Source organism: Rhizobium sp. S96, from assembly GCF_030382195.1.
Classification (GTDB): Bacteria; Pseudomonadota; Alphaproteobacteria; order Rhizobiales; family Rhizobiaceae; genus Rhizobium.
On the sequence record NZ_JAUDRY010000032.1, the window covers coordinates 35,368 to 53,983 of the forward strand.

Consider the following 18,616-nt stretch of genomic DNA (forward strand, 5'->3'; position numbering starts at 1 on the left):
CGAAGCCTTGCGGCGGATCAGCAAGAACTCAGGCCACATGCCGGGCCAGCGCACAGCGTGACCACAGCGAATGCAATGCCTCGACCAGATGCTCGATATCGGCATCGCTATGCAGCGGTGTCGGCGTGATGCGCAGACGTTCGGTCTTCTTCGGCACGGTCGGATAATTGATCGGCTGCACGTAGACACCGCAATTGTCGAGCAGCAGGTCGGAGATCCACTTGCACTTTGCAGCATCGCCGACCATCACGGGCACGATATGGCTCGGGTTCGGCATGTGCGGGATGCCGCGCTTGTCGAGCAGTGCGCGCAGCGTCCGCACGCGTTCCTGGTGGCGGGCGCGCTCGAACTGGCTCACCTTCAGGTGCTGGATCGAGGCGACGGCGCCAGCGGCCAGCGCCGGTGGCAGCGCTGTTGTAAAGATGAAGCCCGAAGCAAATGAGCGGATGAAATCACAGAGCGCCGTCGACGCGGCGATATAACCGCCCATGACGCCAAAAGCCTTGCCGAGCGTGCCTTCGATAACCGTCAGCCGATCCATCAGGCCCTCGCGCTCGGCAATGCCGCCACCGCGCGGACCATACATGCCGACGGCATGGACTTCATCGAGATAGGTCATCGCGCCATACTTGTCGGCGAGATCACAGATTTCCTTGATCGGAGCGATATCGCCATCCATCGAGTAGACCGATTCGAACGCGATCAGCTTCGGCGCCTTCGGATCGGCCGCGGCGAGCTTCGCTTCCAGATCCTGCAGGTCATTGTGCTTCCAGATGACCTTGTCGCACTTGGCGTAGCGAATGCCCTCGATCATCGAGGCGTGGTTCAGCGCATCCGAGAAAATCACGAGGCCGGGGATCTTGGATCCGAGCGTGCCGAGGGCTGCCCAGTTGGAGACATAACCGGAGGTGAAGATCAGCGCCGATTCCTTGCCATGCAGGTCGGCAAGTTCGCGCTCGAGCAGAACGTGGTAGTGGGTGGTACCAGAAATATTCCGGGTGCCTCCCGCACCCGCGCCACAGTGATCGATGGCGTTCTTCATCGCCTCGATCACCTTGGGGTTCTGGCCCATGCCGAGATAGTCGTTGGAACACCAGACAGTCACATCCTTGGGGCCATCGGCCGTATGCCGGGTCGCGCGCGGAAAGCTGCCCCGGTGACGCTCAAGATCGGCAAAAACGCGGTAGCGGCCTTCCGCATGCAGGCCTTCCAGCTCGTTTTTGAAGAATGCTTCGAAAGCCATCATATGCTCCTTGCGATCAATGCAGGAGTATCCCCCTGAACGTCGATCTTATTTGATCTGCGTCAAGTTCAGATCAAAAACATCCCTCCCCCGATCGCCATACGCAGCGCACCGCGGCGATGGTGGAGGAATCCAATGCGGCGACTGCGGCCCTATCCCCGAAGGCAAGCAGGCTTGAGCGCCTCTCAGCTTTCTCAACAGGACACCGCCGGTCAAGCATGCCTGCACTGGCGGCGCGGGCCTGAACTTTCGGGCCGCTGGCACTTCGACGCATTCTTTGATCAGGATCAATTATCTTGGACGCCAGGCAGGCTAGTGGTGCCTGCATGAATGTCGTTTCCAAGTTCTCCAAGTCTCTTAGCGACCTGGCACAGCCTTCTCGCTTCGTCGCGCTGGCCGACAGTGTTATCCCAACATTGGCAGGGACGACTTTAGTCGCCTTCGCGGTCGGGCTGTGGTTGAGTTTCACAACGGACGTAGACTACCAGCAAGGTGAAACCGTACGGATTATGTACGTTCACGTTCCTTCGGCCTGGATGGGCATGCTCTGCTATAGCGTGATGACGGTGAACGCCATCGGGTCGCTCGTCTGGAGGCATCCGCTTGCGGACGTCGCGGCGCGGGTAGCCGCCCCGCTAGGGGCAGCCTTCACCTTTGTCTCGATAATGACGGGAGCGATTTGGGGAAAGCCGATGTGGGGAACCTGGTGGGTGTGGGACGCACGCCTGACATCAATGTTCATACTCTTCATCATGTACCTCGGGATTCTCGCGATCAATCGGGCGATAGACGAGCCAAATCGCGCTGGTAGGGTCACAGCGGTACTTATCGTGGTCGGGTTCGTGAACATACCTATCATCAAGTTTTCGGTCGATTGGTGGAACACCCTTCACCAGCCAGCGAGCGTTCTACGGTCCGACGGACCGGCACTCGACTTGGAGTTCCTGCGGCCTTTGTTGACGATGGGTTTCGCGTTCGCATGCCTGTTCGCGACGCTCTACCTGGCGTCGATCCGAAACGAGATATGGCGTCGAAAGCTCATTTCGCACTATCGGCTTGCAGCACGCGCGGCCACGAACAAGTAAGGATGAAAATGCAACACGAAGTCTACGTTCTGGCCGCATACGCTGTCACGCTTACCGTGGTCATATCGACCTCGGCGAAGGTTTGGATCGAAGGTAGGTCCTTTCGACGCCGGGTGGCGGCACTGGTTCATGCCAAGCAACCTCGGAGAGCACGTTGACAGCGAGCCGCCACCTGGCAGCCGCGCTTCCACTCGTCGTATTCCTGGGTTTCGCGGCCGTGGTCGCAAATAACCTCTACCGCGAGGCACAAGAAGGTTACTCGCCATCCACCCTCCCGTCCGCGCTCATCGGTGAGAACCACCCTCCAATGGCGCTGCCAAGACTCGAGGGAGGGCCCCCGGCACCGAGCGAGGATATCATCAAGGGCAACGTGACGATCGTGAATGTGTTCGCGTCCTGGTGCGTCCCATGTCGCCAAGAACACCCATTCCTTATGCGTCTCTCCTCGGACCGGCGGGTGAAGGTGGTTGGGATCAACTACAGAGACGACCCGAAAGACGCAAGCGCGTTCCTTAACAGCGAAGGCAATCCGTACGCAGCCGTCGGAACCGACCGATCAGGGCGTCAATCTATCGAGTGGGGCGTCTACGGAGTTCCGGAAACTTTCGTACTCGATCGGACCGGGCGCATCGCCTTCAAGCACGTGGGTCCGCTCGACGAGAAAGCGATCACGCGCGAACTCCAGCCTCTCATCGAACAGTTGTCGGCAAGCGCAAATCTCTGATCTATCGCTCAGGACGCGCCGGTACGGCGAATAGCTTGAACGCGTGCAGCAGGTTCGCCGAAGTAACGTGGCTTCGGTATCGCCGATCGCCGATGGGATGCGCGACACTCGATCTGCCGTGTTCATCCCACCAAACAAGTTGATTGGTAGAAACGCTTTCCTGCCGAACAAGCGTATCTTTGAGCCGGCGCAAAGACGCGCAGCATGTAAGGTGAGATGGTAAATGCGCGGGTCGGAGCAACAGTCCGTGTCAGGTGCGGGAAACCTTGGCAGAGGCCTTGTCTTGTCTTGGATAGTGGCGCACTACTAGACAGGTCTCCTCGCGTGCACCATTTCGCAAGCCGATCCGCCTCCCCCGTGCAAACAGCGTCGAGGCTGCGGCGACCTGAACATCCCTTCAACAAACAATACAGCCTTAACCTTTTCCACACGTAATGCGGTGGCCCGTGAGCAGAACGCTCGCCCAGCTATCTTGCTCCAGTTGCCTCAATTGGCGCCTCGGCGATTCTAATTCGGTCGCATATCGCCCCGACCCCAAGTCCTTCGACGAGGCTTCGAACGGCCTTCCGCTTGAGCTCGGACTCAACCTGCCCCTCGAGTGTGACCTGACCGTCCTTGACCGTAACCTGTATCCTCTGAGAGGTCAGCCCCAGATCGGAACGAAGGCGGGTGCGCAATGCAAGCTTTATAGAAGCGTCTCCTCTTGGCAGGGTAGTTGCCGGCGCGTCGATGATAATCTGCAAGATGTCCCGCCTGCTGACGATCCCGATCAGCTTTCCGTCCTCCACGATCGGCAGGCGCTTTATTCGATGGGCCTGCAGGCTTTCGGCAATGTCCGATATTTCGCTGTCAGGACCGGCCACGATGACGTCCTGGGACATGACGTCGGCAACCGACCACCCGTTACTGCTGATGTATCGTTCGAGATCAGTTTCCGAAATGACTTCCGGCGCGCGGGCTGGTCGAGACGACAGCCTTATTTCCCTGCGAAGCAGAAGGTCGCCCTCGGTCAGCATTCCACACACCCGCCCCTGATCATCGACCACAGGGAGGCCGCTCACGTTGTTCTCGAGCATGACGGCAACAGCATGACGGATACCAATGGCCGGGCTGATATGGACTACGTCTTTTGTCATGACGTCCTTGGCCTGCATCTGTCTGCCTCGCATATGAAAGTATTGTTCGGATAAGACGTTAGTCGTCAGTGCTGAACTACGCTTTGACCTTGATCAAAGAGGCGGCGGGTTCAGCAGACCCCGCAGCTTTGCTTCCTCCTCCGGATTCAGACGACTGCCCGGCGGCTGTCCGGCGCGGCGGCGCGCAAAGACCAGCAGCGAGACGCCACTCGCCAGGACGAGAATGATGGGGGCTCCCCAGAGCGTAATGGTGCGGATGCTTAAGCGCGGTTTCAAGAGAACGAACTCGCCATAGCGAGAGACGATGTAGTCCAAAACTTGTTCGTCGCTGTCGCCACCCTTAATGCGCTCACGCACCAAAAGCCGCAGATCCTTGGCGAGCTCTGCGTTGGAATCGTCGATCGATTGGTTCTGGCAGACCATGCAGCGCAGTTCCGCCGACAGCGTTCGCGCGCGACTCTCCATCGCAGGGTCCGGCAGCATTTCATTTGGGTTCACCGCGAGCGCCGGGAATGGCGACAACATCGTCAGGAGAAGCGCCAGCACCTGCACTATGCAACCCGGCAACGGAAAAGAGGAGCATCTCATCGCTTTCATTCCGCCGGCTCCATTGCCACAACAGCTTTGGCCTTGCGCCTGGGCGCACCGATCCGCAGGCGTCGATCGCTAAGCGAGACGAAACCCCCGAAAGCCATGACGAGCGCGCCACCCCAGATGCAAAGAATGAATGGCTTCCACCAGATACGCACCACAATGCCGTCGGCATTGGTTGGGTCCCCGAGCGAGACGTAAAGCTGACTCAGCCCGAAGGTCAGGATGCCCGCCTCCGTCGTCGGCATCTGGCGCGCGCTATAGACGCGCTTGGCGGACCAGACGTCAGCGACTTCGACACCAGCGCGGCTGACGCTGAAATGACCGCGATCTTCCTTGTAGTTGGGTCCGGCCGCTGGCTGCATTCCATCGAACCGAAGCGAGTAGCCGCCAGCATAAGTGGTCTCTCCCGGCCTCATCTCCAGCACATGTTCCGTCGCAAAGGTCGAAACCGCGACGATACCAAGAACTGTGATGCCGAGGCCGGCATGCGCCAGTGCGGTACCGAAGGCCGAACGCGGAAGACCGCTAAGCCTGCGCCAAGCGACATTGGCCGCCACCTTGCCGATACCAGCGCGGTACCAGAGATCAGCCCCAGCGCCGAAGACGAGGAAAAGGCCGGCAGCGAGACCGAGAACTGAAAGAACCGGCCCGCCATGCTCGATATAAAAGAAGACGAGAGCCGCAATGAAGGCAAGGCCTGCCACGACATACAGGCGCTGCATGGCGCCCAGGAGATCGCCGCGCTTCCAGGCGAGCAGTGGACCGAAGGGTACTACCAGCAACAGCGGGATCATCAACAGCCCGAAGGTCATGTTGAAGAAGGGCGGCCCGACGGAGATCTTGTCTCCCGTCAGCGTTTCCAACAGCAGCGGATAAAGCGTGCCCGTCAACACCGTCCCGCAGGCAACCGTCAGGATCAGGTTGTTCAGCACCAGCGCGCCCTCGCGCGAGATCGGCGCAAAGAGCCCGCCAGCAGAAAGCAGGGGCGCGCGGAAGGCGAAAAGCGACAGCGCCCCGCCGATGAAGATCATAAGGATGCAAAGGATGAAGACGCCGCGGCTCGGATCGCTCGCAAAGGCATGGACGGAGGTCAGCACGCCGGAGCGCACCAGGAAAGTGCCCATCAGCGACAGGGAGAATGTCAGTATCGCAAGCAGCACCGTCCAGATCTTCAACGCTTCGCGCTTTTCCATGACAAGGGCGGAATGCAGCAGTGCCGTTCCTGCCAGCCAGGGCATGAAAGAGGCATTCTCCACCGGATCCCAGAACCACCAGCCGCCCCAGCCGAGTTCGTAATAGGCCCAGTAAGAACCCATGGCTATGCCGAGGGTCAAGAAGGTCCAAGCGGCAAGCGCCCATGGCCGCACCCAGCGCGCCCAGGCGGCATCGATCCGTCCTTCCATCAGCGCCGCGACGGCGAAGGAGAAGCAGACGGAGAAGCCGACATAGCCGAGATATAAAAGAGGCGGATGGATGGCGAGGCCGATATCCTGTAGCACCGGGTTCAGGTCACGTCCCTCGGCCGGTGCCGGATCAAGGCGAACGAAAGGATTTGAGGTCAGCAAGATGAAGAGGATGAAGGCGACAGAAACCCAGGCCTGCACCGCCAGCACATTGGCCCTCAGCGTATCCGGTAGATTTCGCCCGAACAGTGCCACCATCGCGCTCAAGAGCGCCAGGATCAGCAGCCAGAGCATCATCGATCCCTCGTGATTGCCCCATACGCCGGAATATTTGTAGATCAGCGGCACAAGTGAGTGCGAGTTCTCCCAGACGTTCTCGACCGAGAAGTCGGAGACCACATGCGCATAGGTCAGCACGCCGAAGGAGAAGGCGACGAGGCTGAAAAGAACCATTGAGCCGAGCGGCGCCACGTCCATCATCGCCTGATCGCTGCGGCGGGCGCCGATCACGGGAACGACAGAAAGAATGATCGCCGTCGCTAGCGCTAGAATGAGTGCGTAGTGGCCGATCTCGATGATCATTGCTTCGGCTCCCCTTGTTGCCAGAGGCCTTGTTCCTTCAGCTTTTCAGCGACTTCTCTGGGTACGTAACGTTCATCATGCTTGGCAAGCACGGTGTCCGCCGAGAAGAGTTGCCCGTCAGCTTCGAACTTCCCTTCAGTCACGACGCCTTGTCCTTCGCGGAAAAGGTCTGGAAGGATCCCAGCGTATCGAACATGCACGATCGCGCCGCCGGGGTCGGTCACGGTGAAATCGACCTCGGGTCCGCCGCCCCGCTTGACGCTGCCCTCTCCCACGAGACCACCTAGACGAATTCTTGTGCCAGGCAGGACGCCGCTCGCCGCAAGGTCCGACGGCATATAGAAGTAGGCAACGGACTGGCCGAAGGCAAACATTACCAGGAGAACCGCGGCCATTATGAAACTCATCCCACCACCGATGACGGCGAGACGCTTCTGCTTTCTAGTCATTGTTCGTTTCTTTCAACGCCGAATTCGCGCGCGGCCGCGATGAGCTTCGAACCCTCGTTACTTTTCGACTGAAAACTCCCAAGTGCGCGCTCAAGCGCGTCTTGCGTGCGAGGCTTGTCATGAAGGACGCCATATGAAGTGATAAGCTGCAGCCAGCCTTGGAAGTCATCCGGATTCCTGGTCAGCTTCTCATCGAGGCGTTCCACCATACCACGGACCATCTCCTCCTGATCGTTCGCGCTCATTCCGTTCGCGGCTACGACTTGGTCCCCAGTCGGTCCGCGAGGGGCGCCGAGGGGTGGAGAAACAGGCGTTCCGCCGTTTTTGGCGAGGTGGTCGTTGACCAGCGGCAGCCAAGGCGCGCCGGTCGGTGAATCCTTAGCAATCGCCTCGAAAGCCTTTAGCGCGTCGCCAGTTCTTCCGGACTGTTCGAGGCCCAAAGCGTGATAGAACCTGGCTCGAGGATTTTTCGGATCGATCGCCAAGGACCGGTCCAACACGCGTTTGACTGAATCCGTGACCGTACCGTCCGAAGTCGCCAAAACGGCTTCGGTCAAACCATCGAGCCTTTCAGAACTTGGACCTTGCAGCCGAATGGCATTCTCGTAGGCTTTGGTGGCGTCAGCGGCGCGATTGGTTCTCAGGTAGATCGGCGCGATGACGTCCCAGCCGCGGCCGTCGTCGGGCGCTCTCTCAAGATGAGCCTCCGTCTTGCGGATCAAGATGGCAAGATCCTGACCCGGATGAGCCAGCCTCTGCTGTAGCGGGAGAGACGGAAGATCCGGCGAGCCAACTGCGACATAAAGCGAAATGCTCGCAAGTGATAGGAAGGCCGCCGTAGCTAGTTTCACCTTTGCCAGGGAAACAGGCCGGCTCTTTATCTCGCCAACGTCAGCTTCGCGGAACAGCCGCCTTGCTGTCTCCGCCCGCGCGAGCTCGTAGTCGTCCACGCTTATTCTGCCGTCCGCGCGTTCGCGCTTGAGCTCTTCCATCTGGTCGCGATAGATCTGCCCTGCGTCGCTTGTCGGCTCGATGGCTCTGCGAGGCGTCGACAGCGGGTGCAGTAGCACGGCCGTCACGATGCCCGTGATGACCGCGAATAATGTCCAAATGATCATGTTCAAACGTGCTCTGTTGCGAGAGCATATTATCCACGTCCCTGCCCCGCACATTGACGGGGATCAATTAACTCGCGCTTAGAGCTGGCGTCCGGTGAAGACGTAGCCGATGCCGCGAACGGACTGGATGAGGGCGGGCGCCTTCGGGTCCGGCTCGATCTTCTTGCGGAGCCGCACGATCTGCGCGTCGATAACCCGATCAAACGCTTCGAGGTTTCTACTTCGAGTGAGTTCCATCAGGGTCTCTCTCGACAGCACCCGCCCGGAATTCCGCACGAAGACAAGAAGCATGTCGAACTCGCCGGTCGTCAGCGGGACATCATCGCCCTCGGGCGAGGTGAGTCGGCGTCGTGGCACGTCAAGACGGTAGCCTTCGAAATGGAACGCTTCGTCCGCTGGCGCGGATTTCCCCGTGGGGGGAGTTGCAGCCGCCCGTCGTCTAAGCACGGTTCTCAGCCGAGCGAGAAGTTCGCGAAGGTGAAATGGCTTGGCGACATAGTCGTCGGCACCGAACTCAAGTCCAATGACCTTGTCGGTGACGTCGTCCTGTCCCGTCAGCATCAGCACGGGAACGTCGGATTTGCTCCGCAGCTCCTTGAGCAGGTCGAAGCCGTTTTCCCCGCCAGGAAGAACGAGATCAAGAAAAATAGCGACATATTCGCTTTTAACAAGTTCAGCGCGCATCCCCGCGCCATTCGCGACCGCCGTCACGCGGTATCCATTGTCATCGAAATATCGGACGAGCATCTGCCTGATCCGGGCGTCGTCATCGACCACGAGAATACGATCCGGTTCCATGTTCCTCCGTCCTGCTGCCTGTGCGCCTCACACATAACGCAGGATTGCAAGCCGCGCTACCGCCTGGCAGAACGCAGGACCGATCGACGCACCATCGCCCGCGAAACACAAATCGCGGGCGATGGTGCCGTAAATCAGAACTCCTCCCAATCGGCTGCGGCCTGAGCAGCCGCTGGAGCGCGTCCTGAAGAAGGTGTGAGGACGCTGATGTTCCCGCCGGAGCGGGAGGGCTGGCCGACACGCGGGCTGGTCTCGACGCCCGGAAGATGAAATGCGGACAAGAATGACCGCAGCCTACCGCTCTCTCCGGCAAGCGTGGCGCTAGCGGCGTTTACCTCCTCCACCATCGCAGCGTTCTTCTGGGTCACCTGGTCCATCTCATTTACGGCGGTGTTCACTTGCGTCAGGCCGACTGACTGTTCTTTGGCGGATAATGCGATTGAATCCATGTGCTGGTTGATCTTGGCGACGTGCTTCTGAATCGTTTCGAGCGCGCTCCCGGTTTCGCGAACGAGCGCAACGCCGCTCTCGACTTCCGTTTCGGAGGAGCGGATGAGATCCTTGATTTCGCGGGCGGCGGTTGCGGAGCGCTGGGCAAGTTCTCGGACCTCCTGGGCAACAACTGCGAATCCTTTGCCGGCCTCTCCAGCTCGAGCTGCTTCGACGCCTGCGTTCAGTGCCAGGAGATTGGTCTGGAATGCGATGTCGTCGATCACGCCGATGATGTTGGATATCTGGCGTGACGATCCCTCGATCTTCTCGATCGCATCGACGGCTCTCGCGACGACCTGAGCCGAATGCTCCGCGCTCTCCTCCGCTTCCGCGGCGACGGACCGGGCTTCTTCTGCACGCCTGGACGCGTTCGAAACGTTGGCGGTGATCTGGTCGAGCGCGGCGGCGGTCTCTTCGAGCGAGGCTGCCTGCTGCTCGGTCCGCTTGGACAGGTCGTCTGCGCTTTGGCTGACCTCTTGCGATCCCGCATCGATGGCCGCCGTCGCCTGCGACACTGCCCGGAGCGTCTGAGCCAGCTGGGAGACCGCGCTGTTGTAGTCGGTTCGAAGCCCTTCGAAATCGGCGGCGAACGGCGTATCAAGGGTGAAGCCGAGATCGCCTCCTGCAAGGTGCTTGAGGCCGGATCCCAGGCTTCGCGTGGCGGTTCCCATCTCGTCAGCACGCCGTCGCTCCATCTCGGCATTGCGTCGGCGCTCCTCCTCCGTTCTGCCGCGAGTTTCCTCGGCTTCATGCTCCAGTTCGACGCCGCGTTGCCCGTTCTCCTTGAAGACTTGGACGGCGCGAGCCATGGCGCCGATTTCGTCGCGGCGGTCGCGCTCCATCACTTCGGTTGAATAGTCCGCGTCGGCTAGGCGGCGCATGGATTCAGACAGGTCCCTGACCGGGACCACCAACCATTTGCGAACTCCTGCCAAGCCGAGGAGAAGGAACAGGAAAAGACCTGCGAGGATCGAAGTGACCGTCGTCCATACCGCGTTCCGCGCGGCAGTCTCCGCGGCATCGTCCTTCGCGTCTACGTCGCCGATAAGCCGTTGCGCGACTTCGACCGAAGTCTTGGATACTTCTGGGAATTGAGGCTGGCACCTCGTTAGGAATTCTGCCTGGGAAGCCAGGACCTCTTCAGATGCCGTGGCGACGAGCGCCTTTTGAATCGAGAGTTTGCACGCTTCGTCGACGATCCGCAGGCCTCGAACCTTGATCGTCGGCAGTTCCGCGTTGCCGGGCAAGGCTGCGATCGCGGTGTCGATGAACTTCACGAAGCTCTGGCGCGCGGAATCCAATTCCGCCATGGCAGACTGGTTCGCGGCGTCGGTCCGCGACATCAGCATGTCGCTGATCGCCGCGCGTGCTGTCTGGAGGGAGCGGTTCGCGCGCGCGAGATTGATCACCGCGGTTTCCTCGCCTTGCAACAGACCCTGATACTGCTTGTCGATCGACAACATCTGGTAGCTTGAGTACCCGACCGCACAAAGGACGAAGAGCCCCACCGACGCAAGAAGTGTAAGAAATTTGATTGTGATTGAGAGGTGACGCATCGGAACTCCGCAAAACGCTCGCTGATCCTGTCAGCGGATGACATCCCGCGCAGAAAAACCCGTGGCATTCCCTCATGTTATGCCTGTGTGAGGCCGCGACGTAGCCGCAACCCCAAAAATAGGATGAAGAGCTTAAAGTACGTTTAAACGTTCTTCACCTGTCGCCCCCATATTTGGGGTCTCGTCTAGCAGGCAGCCCGAAGGTTTGCCACGCTCAGGATATTCACCGTGCTGCCGCGCACGTCCACTCCGGCATCGGCAAGGGCTGCGAACGCTCTGGACAGAGCTTCGGGAGCAAGACCGAGCTTTCCTGCAAGGATTCGTTTCTGAAATGGCAATCGGAAGCTGGCCTGCACGGCGCCCTCCGGGCAGCGACCCAGAAAATAATTGGCCACCCGCTGTGGCGCGGTCTGTAGCCGGTCGGCACATATGCAAAGAAATGCTTCACTGAGATGTCTCGACATGATCCGCGCAGCATTGGTCTGTAGGATTGGGTGACGCCCGGCGAGCTTCCGAAGTTTCACGAGATCGAAGATGGCAACGTCGGTGATGTCGGCCGTGCGGGCGGCGGTTGCATAGCTTGCACCGTCCAGGAGAAGATACTCTCCAAAGGTCTCACCGGCCTCGCATATGCAGACGTCAGCCTCCCGCCCCGACGCGGCGTCCGTCTTCGTGAGCCTGACAAGGCCGTTGAGGACACAGAAAATCGCGGCGGCCCGCTCGCCCTCCTGATGGATTAACTCGTTGCTCGAGAATGTCTTAATCTGGCACGTCGCCTCTATTTCGGAGGCCACCTCGGCGGAGACGCCACGCAAAAGTTCCGACTGCCTTACCCTGCGAATTTTTTGAAGCATCGTTTCCTCCTGGCCACCTCTAGCGCCGTGTTTCCTCTCGTTCGTCGTCGGCGAGAACGCGCCACGCCGCGCCTTCGAGATCTTCGTACTGCCCGCTTTTCAGCGACCAGAGAAAGGCTGATAGACCTATGCCCCCCATCAGGAGCGCGATCGGGATCAGATAGATCAGCGTGTTCATGCCAAAACCGCCTCCGGCGTCAGTTCGCTTGCGTTGGCCCGGCTGTCTATCTGGTGTCGCCGAGCGAAAGCGTTGAGACGCAGCGCATTGCTCACCACGATGATTGACGACGTCGACATGGCGACCGCTGCTATAAGCGGGGTGGCGAACCCGGCGATCGCGATGGGCACGGCCAGAATGTTGTAGCCGATTGCAAGGGCGAAGTTCTGGCGGATGAGCGACGCCGACCGCCTTGCCACTTCGATGGCATGTGGCACCGCGTCCAGTCGTTCGTTGAAGAAGACGAGATCAGCGGCCTGTCGGCCGATATCGGAGGCGGTGGCGGGGGCAATGGAGACATGGGCGGCGGCGAGTGCAGGAGCGTCGTTGATGCCGTCTCCGACCATGAGGACCTTGCGGCTATCGTCGCGCAGTCTCTCGCACGCATCGACTTTCTGCCGAGGCGTCAACGCTGCAAGCGCCACATCGACTCCAAGCTTGGCCGCCGTGGCCGCCACAACACCTTCGCGGTCTCCCGAGAGCATCAAGGTCTTCAACCCCATATCGTGGAGCCGAAGGATCGAGGCGTCCGCGCCCGGCCTTAGTGCATCCTCAAAGAAGAAGCGGGCGACAGGACGACCGTCCTTCGCCAGAACGACCTCAGACAGAGATCCCTGGGACTGCGAGGGAGTACCGCCGCAGGCGAAGGAGAAGCTACCCAGTCGATAGCACGCTGCGTTGTAGGACGTTTCCAGACCGCCGCCGGGTATCTCAAGGACGCGGTCGAACGAGGCAGTCGGCATGGCGACGCCGCGGACTAGCGCCTGCGAAAGCGGGTGCTTCGAGTGAACCGCCAGACCGGCAGCTAACGCGACATTCGCTTCATCCAACGCCTCCATGCTCACCAGTCGTGGGATCCCCATAGTGACGGTACCAGTCTTATCGAACGCGACCGTGTCGACCTCTGCGAGCCTCTCGAGGGCGGAACCGTCCTTGACCATGATACCCCGACGAAAGAGCTCCCCGGCCGCTACTACCTGCACCACGGGAACAGCAAGTCCGAGTGCACACGGGCATGTAATGATGAGGACGGCGACAGCGACCAACATGGCCTGTTTCCAGTCGCCACCTATGAGACCCCAGCCAAGGAACGAGGCGAGTGCAAGGAGATGCACGACAGGCGAATACAGGGACGCGGCCCGGTCTGCGATGCGCCTGTACCTCGCCCTTCCACCTTCAGCGGCCTCCATCAGGGAGATGATTTCGGAGAGAAGCGAATCCTTCGCCATCTTGGTCGCTCTTACGACGATGGATCCGGTTAAGTTCATGGCTCCCGAACTCGCAGACGTGCCTTGGCGGGCTGCCACCGGGCTGCTCTCACCCGTGACGATCGAGAGATCGAGATCGCTTTCGCCGCTGACTACGATGGCGTCCACCGGAATCCGCTCGCCCGGTGCCACTGCGATCTCGTCACCTACGTCGATATCCTCTACCGCTACGTACCGTCGCGAGCCATCGCGCTGTAACACTAGCGCGCCGCGGGGTGCTATGCGGGCCAGACCGTTGATCGCCGCGCGAGCCTTTTCACGCATGACGTGGTCCAGCGCCCGGCCGATAAGAAGAAAGAACAGCAGCGAAACTGTAGCATCGAACCAGGCGTGTTCGCCGTGGTGCATCGTTTCCCATAGCGACACCGCGTAGGAAAGCGTCACAGCGAGCGATATCGGCACGTCCATGTTGGTGCGGCCGTGCTTTAGTGCGTTCCAGGCTGAGCGGAAGAAGAACCTACCGGCATAGACGAGCGCGGGTGCCGCTATCATCGCCGAAATCCAATGAAACATGTCCCGCGTTGCGGCGTCCGCGCCAGACCAGACCGAAACCGAGAGCAGCATGATGTTGGCCGCAGCAAAGCCGGCAACGCCGACCGCCAGCAGCAACTGGTTGCGCGTCTCGTCATTTCCGGCGGCGACAGGCGCAAACAGGTGGGCGCGATAGCCCGCCTTCTCGATAGCCTCTAGGATGAGCGCCGGATCCGTGGGCCTATCCTCCAACGCCTCTCGGTAAACGCAGGTGACGCGACGCGATGTAAGATTGACTCTGGCCTTCTTCACGATAGGCAGAGCGGAGAGGGCCTTCTCGATCGTACCGATGCAGCCGCCGCAGTGTGCGTCTGGAACGCTCAGGTCGAGCTGGCGCATTCCATCCCCAAGAGAATGACTTGCAAGGGTGATCTCTTCAGAGCTGAAAGATCTTGGGTTCATCGCGAGCACGGCTTCGGCGTTGATCATGCAGCAGGTCATCGACCGAACCCCGCGGTGTCGAAGCGCTGGGCTTCGTGCATCACCACCACGCCGTCGCGCTTCGAAATCAGCTCGACAATCCAGTCGCCAGAGGGAACGTGGCGGTCTGCCTCGTATCGTCCCGCCTCAACGAGTTTTAGGGATTCAACAAAGTCCTCGTGGTCGCCCACTGGACGTCGGAAGTGTGCCTCGACTTCATCGGCCTGAGCGGGCGAGCCGTCGCGATTGCGGAGCCTGTAGGTGAAGATGTCGCCGTGGAGAGAGGTCGCACCGGTGACGCCCGTGGCGACCATCGCCTTTATTGCAGAGGCCTTCTGATTGAACTGCTGGCTCGCGACATAGGTATTCTCTACGACCAGCCCGCTCCAGCTCGATGAAGCGAACCACGCCATGGTCACGTTCACCGAAATGATCACCGCGAAAAACCCGCAAGTCGTCAACAGCATGTGTCTGCCAGTGAATCCTTTGGATGTCGAAGTCATTGTGCTGCTCCAGGGGTATTGAATGCCGCGCGGTAGGTCGCGCGGTCCGAGTGGCCGTCGTCCTCGATCGAGAGCAGGAACTCTGAAACGGGAGCGCTCGCGCCATGTCGTGTCACGAAGACCTTGAGGGTCGTCGCGGCATCCGGTGCGGCGTCGATCGTAAAGGTTCGGCCCTCCTGCTTGCCGAGCTCGGGAATGCGCATTGTCGCGCCGTCGAGACCGGTGATGCTTAACTCGATCTTTCGCGGCCTGGGGACCATGTTGAGAACGCGGAGCGTGTAACCATTGCGGATAGAGCCGTCGCTCTCGAGTACGTATTGCGGATTTCGGTCATGGACGACGTTCAATTCGAGACGTTCGCGCGTGGCCAGATGGACAATCATACCCACGCCGATCATGCACCACACCGTGGCGTAGAAGACGACGCGAGGACGAAAGATGATCCGCCAGTTGAAATGCCTGATCCCATCAACAAAGGAGCCGTCCGGCTTGCGAACCAGCGCAGGCTGCACGGGCGTGCGGCCATTGTCGGTCGCAATCTTCATGTTGCTGGCGTACTCGCTGAGCGTCGCGTAGGAGATCAGGCCGCGTGGCCTGCCGATCTTGTCCATCACGCCGTCGCAAGCGTCGATGCAGAGAGCGCAGGTGATGCACTCCATCTGCTGGCCATCCCGGATGTCGATGCCCATGGGACAGACGGCGACGCAGGCGTTGCAGTCCACGCAGTCGCCGACAGGCTGACCTGCCGCCTGAGCCTTCTTGCTGTGGCGGGAGCGTTGTTCCCCACGCCAGTCGTTATAGGTCACGACGAGCGAGTTCTCGTCCAACATCGCCCCCTGAATACGCGGCCAGGGGCACATGTATGTACAGACCTGCTCGCGCATGAAGCCGCCAAGTATGTAGGTCGTCGCGGTCAGCGTCGCCACAGTGGCGTAGGCCACGCCAGCAGCGTGCCCTTGGACCAGGGACGCAAGAAGTGTCGGCGCATCGGCGAAGTAGAAGATCCAGGCACCGCCGGTGGCTACGCCGATCACCAGCCAGATCGCATGTTTCAGGACCCGCTTGCGGAGCTTATCGAAGCTCCAAGGCGCGGCGTCGAGCTTGATTTGCGCGTTTCGGTCGCCATCGACGGCGCGCTCGACCGCGAGGAAAAGATCGACCCAGACGGTCTGCGGACAAGCGTAGCCACACCACGCCCTACCGACGGCGGATGTCACAAGAAACAGTCCGAAACCCGCCATGACGAGGAGCCCTGCGACGTAATAGAATTCCTGCGGCCAGATCTCGATGAAGAAGAAGTAGAAGCGTCGCGAGGCGAGATCGACGAGAATCGCCTGATCGGGCGCGTAAGGTCCGCGATCCCAACGAATCCAGGGCGCCAGATAATAGATGCCGAGCGTGACCAGCATCACGATCCACTTCAGGCGGCGAAACCGACCCTCAGCACGCTTTGGCAAAATCTTTTTGCGCGCCGCGTACAACGGTTGGCTGCCCTTGGGGTTGTTCACGCCCTTCACTCGCCGGACGTTTTTCGGATCAGGAGCTGTATAGAGATTCATCTGCATTCCCAAGGTTCCAATGCACTTCTGCTACGTTTTGCTCCTTCGATCCTTGATCCAGATCAAGCAAAAAGAGTTCAAAAAAGGGCCGCGCTCCGGACAGGAAGCACGACCCCGAAAGACTGGGAACCAAGGCCTTCGCGCAGCAGGTGCGATGCCGCTGCGCGAAGCTATTTCGGCTACGTCAAAGGAGATTAAGACACGTAGCCGCGAGGAACTGCGGGGGAGATTTCCGCTTGGACGTCCTCGAAGACCGTTGTTATCGGCTTGTCGTCGACTGATCTTTGAGCGACGTCAAAGATATCATCGAACTGCCGATCTTTTCCGGATCTTCCTGTTCGCTCACCGGTGTCACAGTCTTGCTGGAGCGAGACGATACGCGGGAGTGGATAACGGAGCGCGGGGTGCCATAGAGCCCGAGAAGTGGGTTGTGATCATGGGTGCTCATCTGATCCTCCTTACTGGCCACCGCCGAGGGAATGAACGAAGACAGTGAGCTCCTTGACCGTCGTGTCACCTAGGCGCCCCGCCCAGGCAGGCATCACCCCGTGCTTTGGCGAGGCCACCTGCTTCGCGATGGCTTCCTCGCCCTTTGCCTTGAGCCAGATCGCGTCTGCCAGATTCGGAGCCCCCATCTCGATCTTGCCCTTGGCATCCTCGCCGTGGCATGCGGCGCAGTTATCCAGGAAGATCTGCTTGCCGGCCAGGGCCAAAGCAGGATCGGAGGGCGTATTGGTCAGGCTCCAGACATAGGCAGCAACCTGCGTCGTCTGAGTCGCATCGAGCGTATCGGCGAACGCAGGCATCTCCGATACATGGGTATCGGTGTCGGCATCATAGCGGATGCCGTGGGCGATCGTCGTCTGGATCGACTGCAGGTCGCCGCCCCACAGCCAGTCGTCGTCGTTCAGGTTCGGAAATCCGGGGCCGCCGCTCGCGCCGGAACCGTGGCAGGGAGCGCAGTTATTCTTGAAAGCGGACGCGCCACCGGCGATCGCGAATTCACGAAGCGTCGCATCGGCGTCGATCTCCTGCACGGTCTTTGCTGCGATCATCTCGTGATACTTCGCCTGTCCCGCCTTTGCCTGATCCAGATCCTGCTGAAGTTCAGCGCGCGTCGAATATCCGAGGTACCCTTTGGTGGCGGAGGTGATCATCGGGATGGCTGGATACGCAATAGCATAGCCAATCGCCCAGACGATTGTCGCATAGAACGTCCAGACCCACCACCGGGGCATCGGGTTGTTCAGCTCCCTGATGCCGTCCCATTCGTGTCCGGTGGTCTCGACGCCGCTGATTTCATCAACATGCTTTTCCGACATCTCAATCATCCTTCAGGGGAATATCGGCGGCGTCCTTGGCCGTCTGCTTGCTGCCGGGACGGAGCGTAAAGACGATCGCGCCAACGAAAAACGCGGCCATTGCCAGAAGACCCCAGCTGTCGGCGAAGTGCCGCATTGCGGTATAGGTTTCCATCAGATCACCTCATCGATAGCCGGTTGCGTCGTCGTAGGTCGAGAAATCGACCAGCGTGCCCAGCATCTGGAGGTAGGCGACAAGCGCATCCATCTCGGTCAGCTTCTGCGGGTCACCGTCGAAATCGCCGACTTTCGCCTTCGGATATCGTTGGAGAAGAGCAGCGGTATCGGCGTTCGGATCGGCCTGCGCCTTCATGTCGGCTTCGGCATTGGCGAGCATGTCGTCGTTATAAGGCACGCCGACATCCTCGTTTGCCTTGAGGTCCATGCCGACGTCTTTGACCGTGACTTCCTGTTCCTTCAGGAAGGCATATTTGGGCATGATCGATTCCGGCACGACGGCTCTCGGATCCGACAGATGCTGAACGTGCCACTCGTTCGAGTAGCGGCCGCCAACGCGAGCAAGGTCAGGACCGGTTCGCTTCGATCCCCACTGGAACGGATGGTCGTACATGGATTCCGCGGCAAGCGAATAGTGGCCGTAGCGCTCCACCTCGTCCCGGAACGGCCGGATCATCTGGCTATGGCAGACATAGCATCCTTCGCGGATGTAGATGTTGCGTCCCGCCAGTTCGAGAGGCGTGTAGGGACGCATGCCTTCGACCT

Annotated in this window: 19 protein-coding genes; 2 read left to right on the forward strand and 17 right to left on the reverse strand. The window is 60.1% G+C overall.

Going from position 1 to position 18,616, the window contains the following annotated elements; all coding sequences use genetic code 11:
* Positions 1-28: 28 nt before the first annotated feature.
* Complete coding sequence (hemA, locus tag QTL94_RS23880) at positions 29-1,243, reverse strand: 5-aminolevulinate synthase (protein ID WP_065691387.1); 1,215 nt, start codon at positions 1,241-1,243, stop codon at positions 29-31.
* Between the two features lie 326 nt (positions 1,244-1,569).
* Here hemA and QTL94_RS23885 point away from each other — a divergent pair, with 326 nt between their 5' ends.
* Entirely contained in the window at positions 1,570-2,328 is a 759-nt protein-coding gene (locus QTL94_RS23885) for a heme ABC transporter permease (RefSeq protein ID WP_289803269.1), read from the forward strand.
* Between the two features lie 154 nt (positions 2,329-2,482).
* Positions 2,483-3,052, forward strand: a complete 570-nt coding sequence (locus QTL94_RS23890; protein WP_065691386.1) for a DsbE family thiol:disulfide interchange protein — start codon at positions 2,483-2,485, stop codon at positions 3,050-3,052.
* Between the two features lie 467 nt (positions 3,053-3,519).
* On the opposite strand, the gene QTL94_RS23895 is transcribed toward QTL94_RS23890, so the two are convergent.
* From QTL94_RS23895 to ccoO, 16 genes are all read right to left on the reverse strand, one after another.
* Complete coding sequence (locus QTL94_RS23895; protein WP_065691385.1) at positions 3,520-4,206, reverse strand: CBS domain-containing protein; 687 nt, start codon at positions 4,204-4,206, stop codon at positions 3,520-3,522.
* Between the two features lie 75 nt (positions 4,207-4,281).
* Positions 4,282-4,713, reverse strand: a complete 432-nt coding sequence (locus QTL94_RS23900; RefSeq protein ID WP_244499478.1) for a cytochrome c-type biogenesis protein — start codon at positions 4,711-4,713, stop codon at positions 4,282-4,284.
* 68 nt (positions 4,714-4,781) lie between these two features.
* On the reverse strand, positions 4,782-6,767 hold the full coding sequence (locus tag QTL94_RS23905) for a heme lyase CcmF/NrfE family subunit (protein ID WP_065691384.1): 1,986 nt from the start codon (positions 6,765-6,767) through the stop codon (positions 4,782-4,784).
* Complete coding sequence (gene ccmE, locus QTL94_RS23910) at positions 6,764-7,216, reverse strand: cytochrome c maturation protein CcmE (protein WP_065691383.1); 453 nt, start codon at positions 7,214-7,216, stop codon at positions 6,764-6,766. The genes QTL94_RS23905 and ccmE overlap by 4 nt, the downstream gene beginning before the upstream one ends.
* A complete protein-coding gene (gene ccmI / locus QTL94_RS23915; RefSeq protein WP_065691382.1) occupies positions 7,213-8,334 on the reverse strand; it encodes a c-type cytochrome biogenesis protein CcmI in 1,122 nt (373 codons plus the stop codon). Before ccmI ends, ccmE begins: the two co-directional genes overlap by 4 nt.
* Positions 8,335-8,412: 78 nt before the next feature.
* Complete coding sequence (locus QTL94_RS23920) at positions 8,413-9,132, reverse strand: response regulator (RefSeq protein ID WP_065691381.1); 720 nt, start codon at positions 9,130-9,132, stop codon at positions 8,413-8,415.
* Positions 9,133-9,266: 134 nt separating this feature from the next.
* Positions 9,267-11,180: a methyl-accepting chemotaxis protein gene (locus QTL94_RS23925; protein ID WP_065691380.1), complete on the reverse strand. Its 1,914-nt coding sequence runs from the start codon at positions 11,178-11,180 to the stop codon at positions 9,267-9,269.
* A 185-nt stretch (positions 11,181-11,365) separates the two neighbouring features.
* The gene (locus QTL94_RS23930) at positions 11,366-12,034 is read right to left on the reverse strand and encodes a Crp/Fnr family transcriptional regulator (RefSeq protein WP_065691379.1); all 669 of its coding nucleotides are present in this window, start codon (positions 12,032-12,034) and stop codon (positions 11,366-11,368) included.
* A gap of 19 nt (positions 12,035-12,053) precedes the next feature.
* On the reverse strand, positions 12,054-12,212 hold the full coding sequence (ccoS, locus tag QTL94_RS23935) for a cbb3-type cytochrome oxidase assembly protein CcoS (protein WP_065691378.1): 159 nt from the start codon (positions 12,210-12,212) through the stop codon (positions 12,054-12,056).
* Positions 12,209-14,491: a cation-translocating P-type ATPase gene (locus QTL94_RS23940; protein WP_065691377.1), complete on the reverse strand. Its 2,283-nt coding sequence runs from the start codon at positions 14,489-14,491 to the stop codon at positions 12,209-12,211. The genes ccoS and QTL94_RS23940 overlap by 4 nt, the downstream gene beginning before the upstream one ends.
* Positions 14,488-14,973 carry a FixH family protein gene (locus QTL94_RS23945; protein WP_065691376.1) on the reverse strand — a complete coding sequence of 162 codons (486 nt, stop codon included), beginning with the start codon at positions 14,971-14,973 and terminating at the stop codon, positions 14,488-14,490. The genes QTL94_RS23940 and QTL94_RS23945 overlap by 4 nt, the downstream gene beginning before the upstream one ends.
* A complete protein-coding gene (gene ccoG / locus QTL94_RS23950) occupies positions 14,970-16,532 on the reverse strand; it encodes a cytochrome c oxidase accessory protein CcoG (protein WP_065691438.1) in 1,563 nt (520 codons plus the stop codon). The genes QTL94_RS23945 and ccoG overlap by 4 nt, the downstream gene beginning before the upstream one ends.
* Before the next feature lie 259 nt (positions 16,533-16,791).
* Positions 16,792-16,980, reverse strand: a complete 189-nt coding sequence (locus tag QTL94_RS23955) for a hypothetical protein (RefSeq protein ID WP_065691375.1) — start codon at positions 16,978-16,980, stop codon at positions 16,792-16,794.
* Between the two features lie 10 nt (positions 16,981-16,990).
* Positions 16,991-17,854, reverse strand: a complete 864-nt coding sequence (gene ccoP, locus QTL94_RS23960) for a cytochrome-c oxidase, cbb3-type subunit III (protein ID WP_065691374.1) — start codon at positions 17,852-17,854, stop codon at positions 16,991-16,993.
* Position 17,855: 1 nt separating this feature from the next.
* Entirely contained in the window at positions 17,856-18,008 is a 153-nt protein-coding gene (locus tag QTL94_RS23965) for a cbb3-type cytochrome c oxidase subunit 3 (protein ID WP_065691373.1), read from the reverse strand.
* 9 nt (positions 18,009-18,017) lie between these two features.
* A partial coding sequence (gene ccoO / locus QTL94_RS23970; protein WP_289803270.1) for a cytochrome-c oxidase, cbb3-type subunit II occupies positions 18,018-18,616 on the reverse strand: 599 nt, incomplete at its 5' end.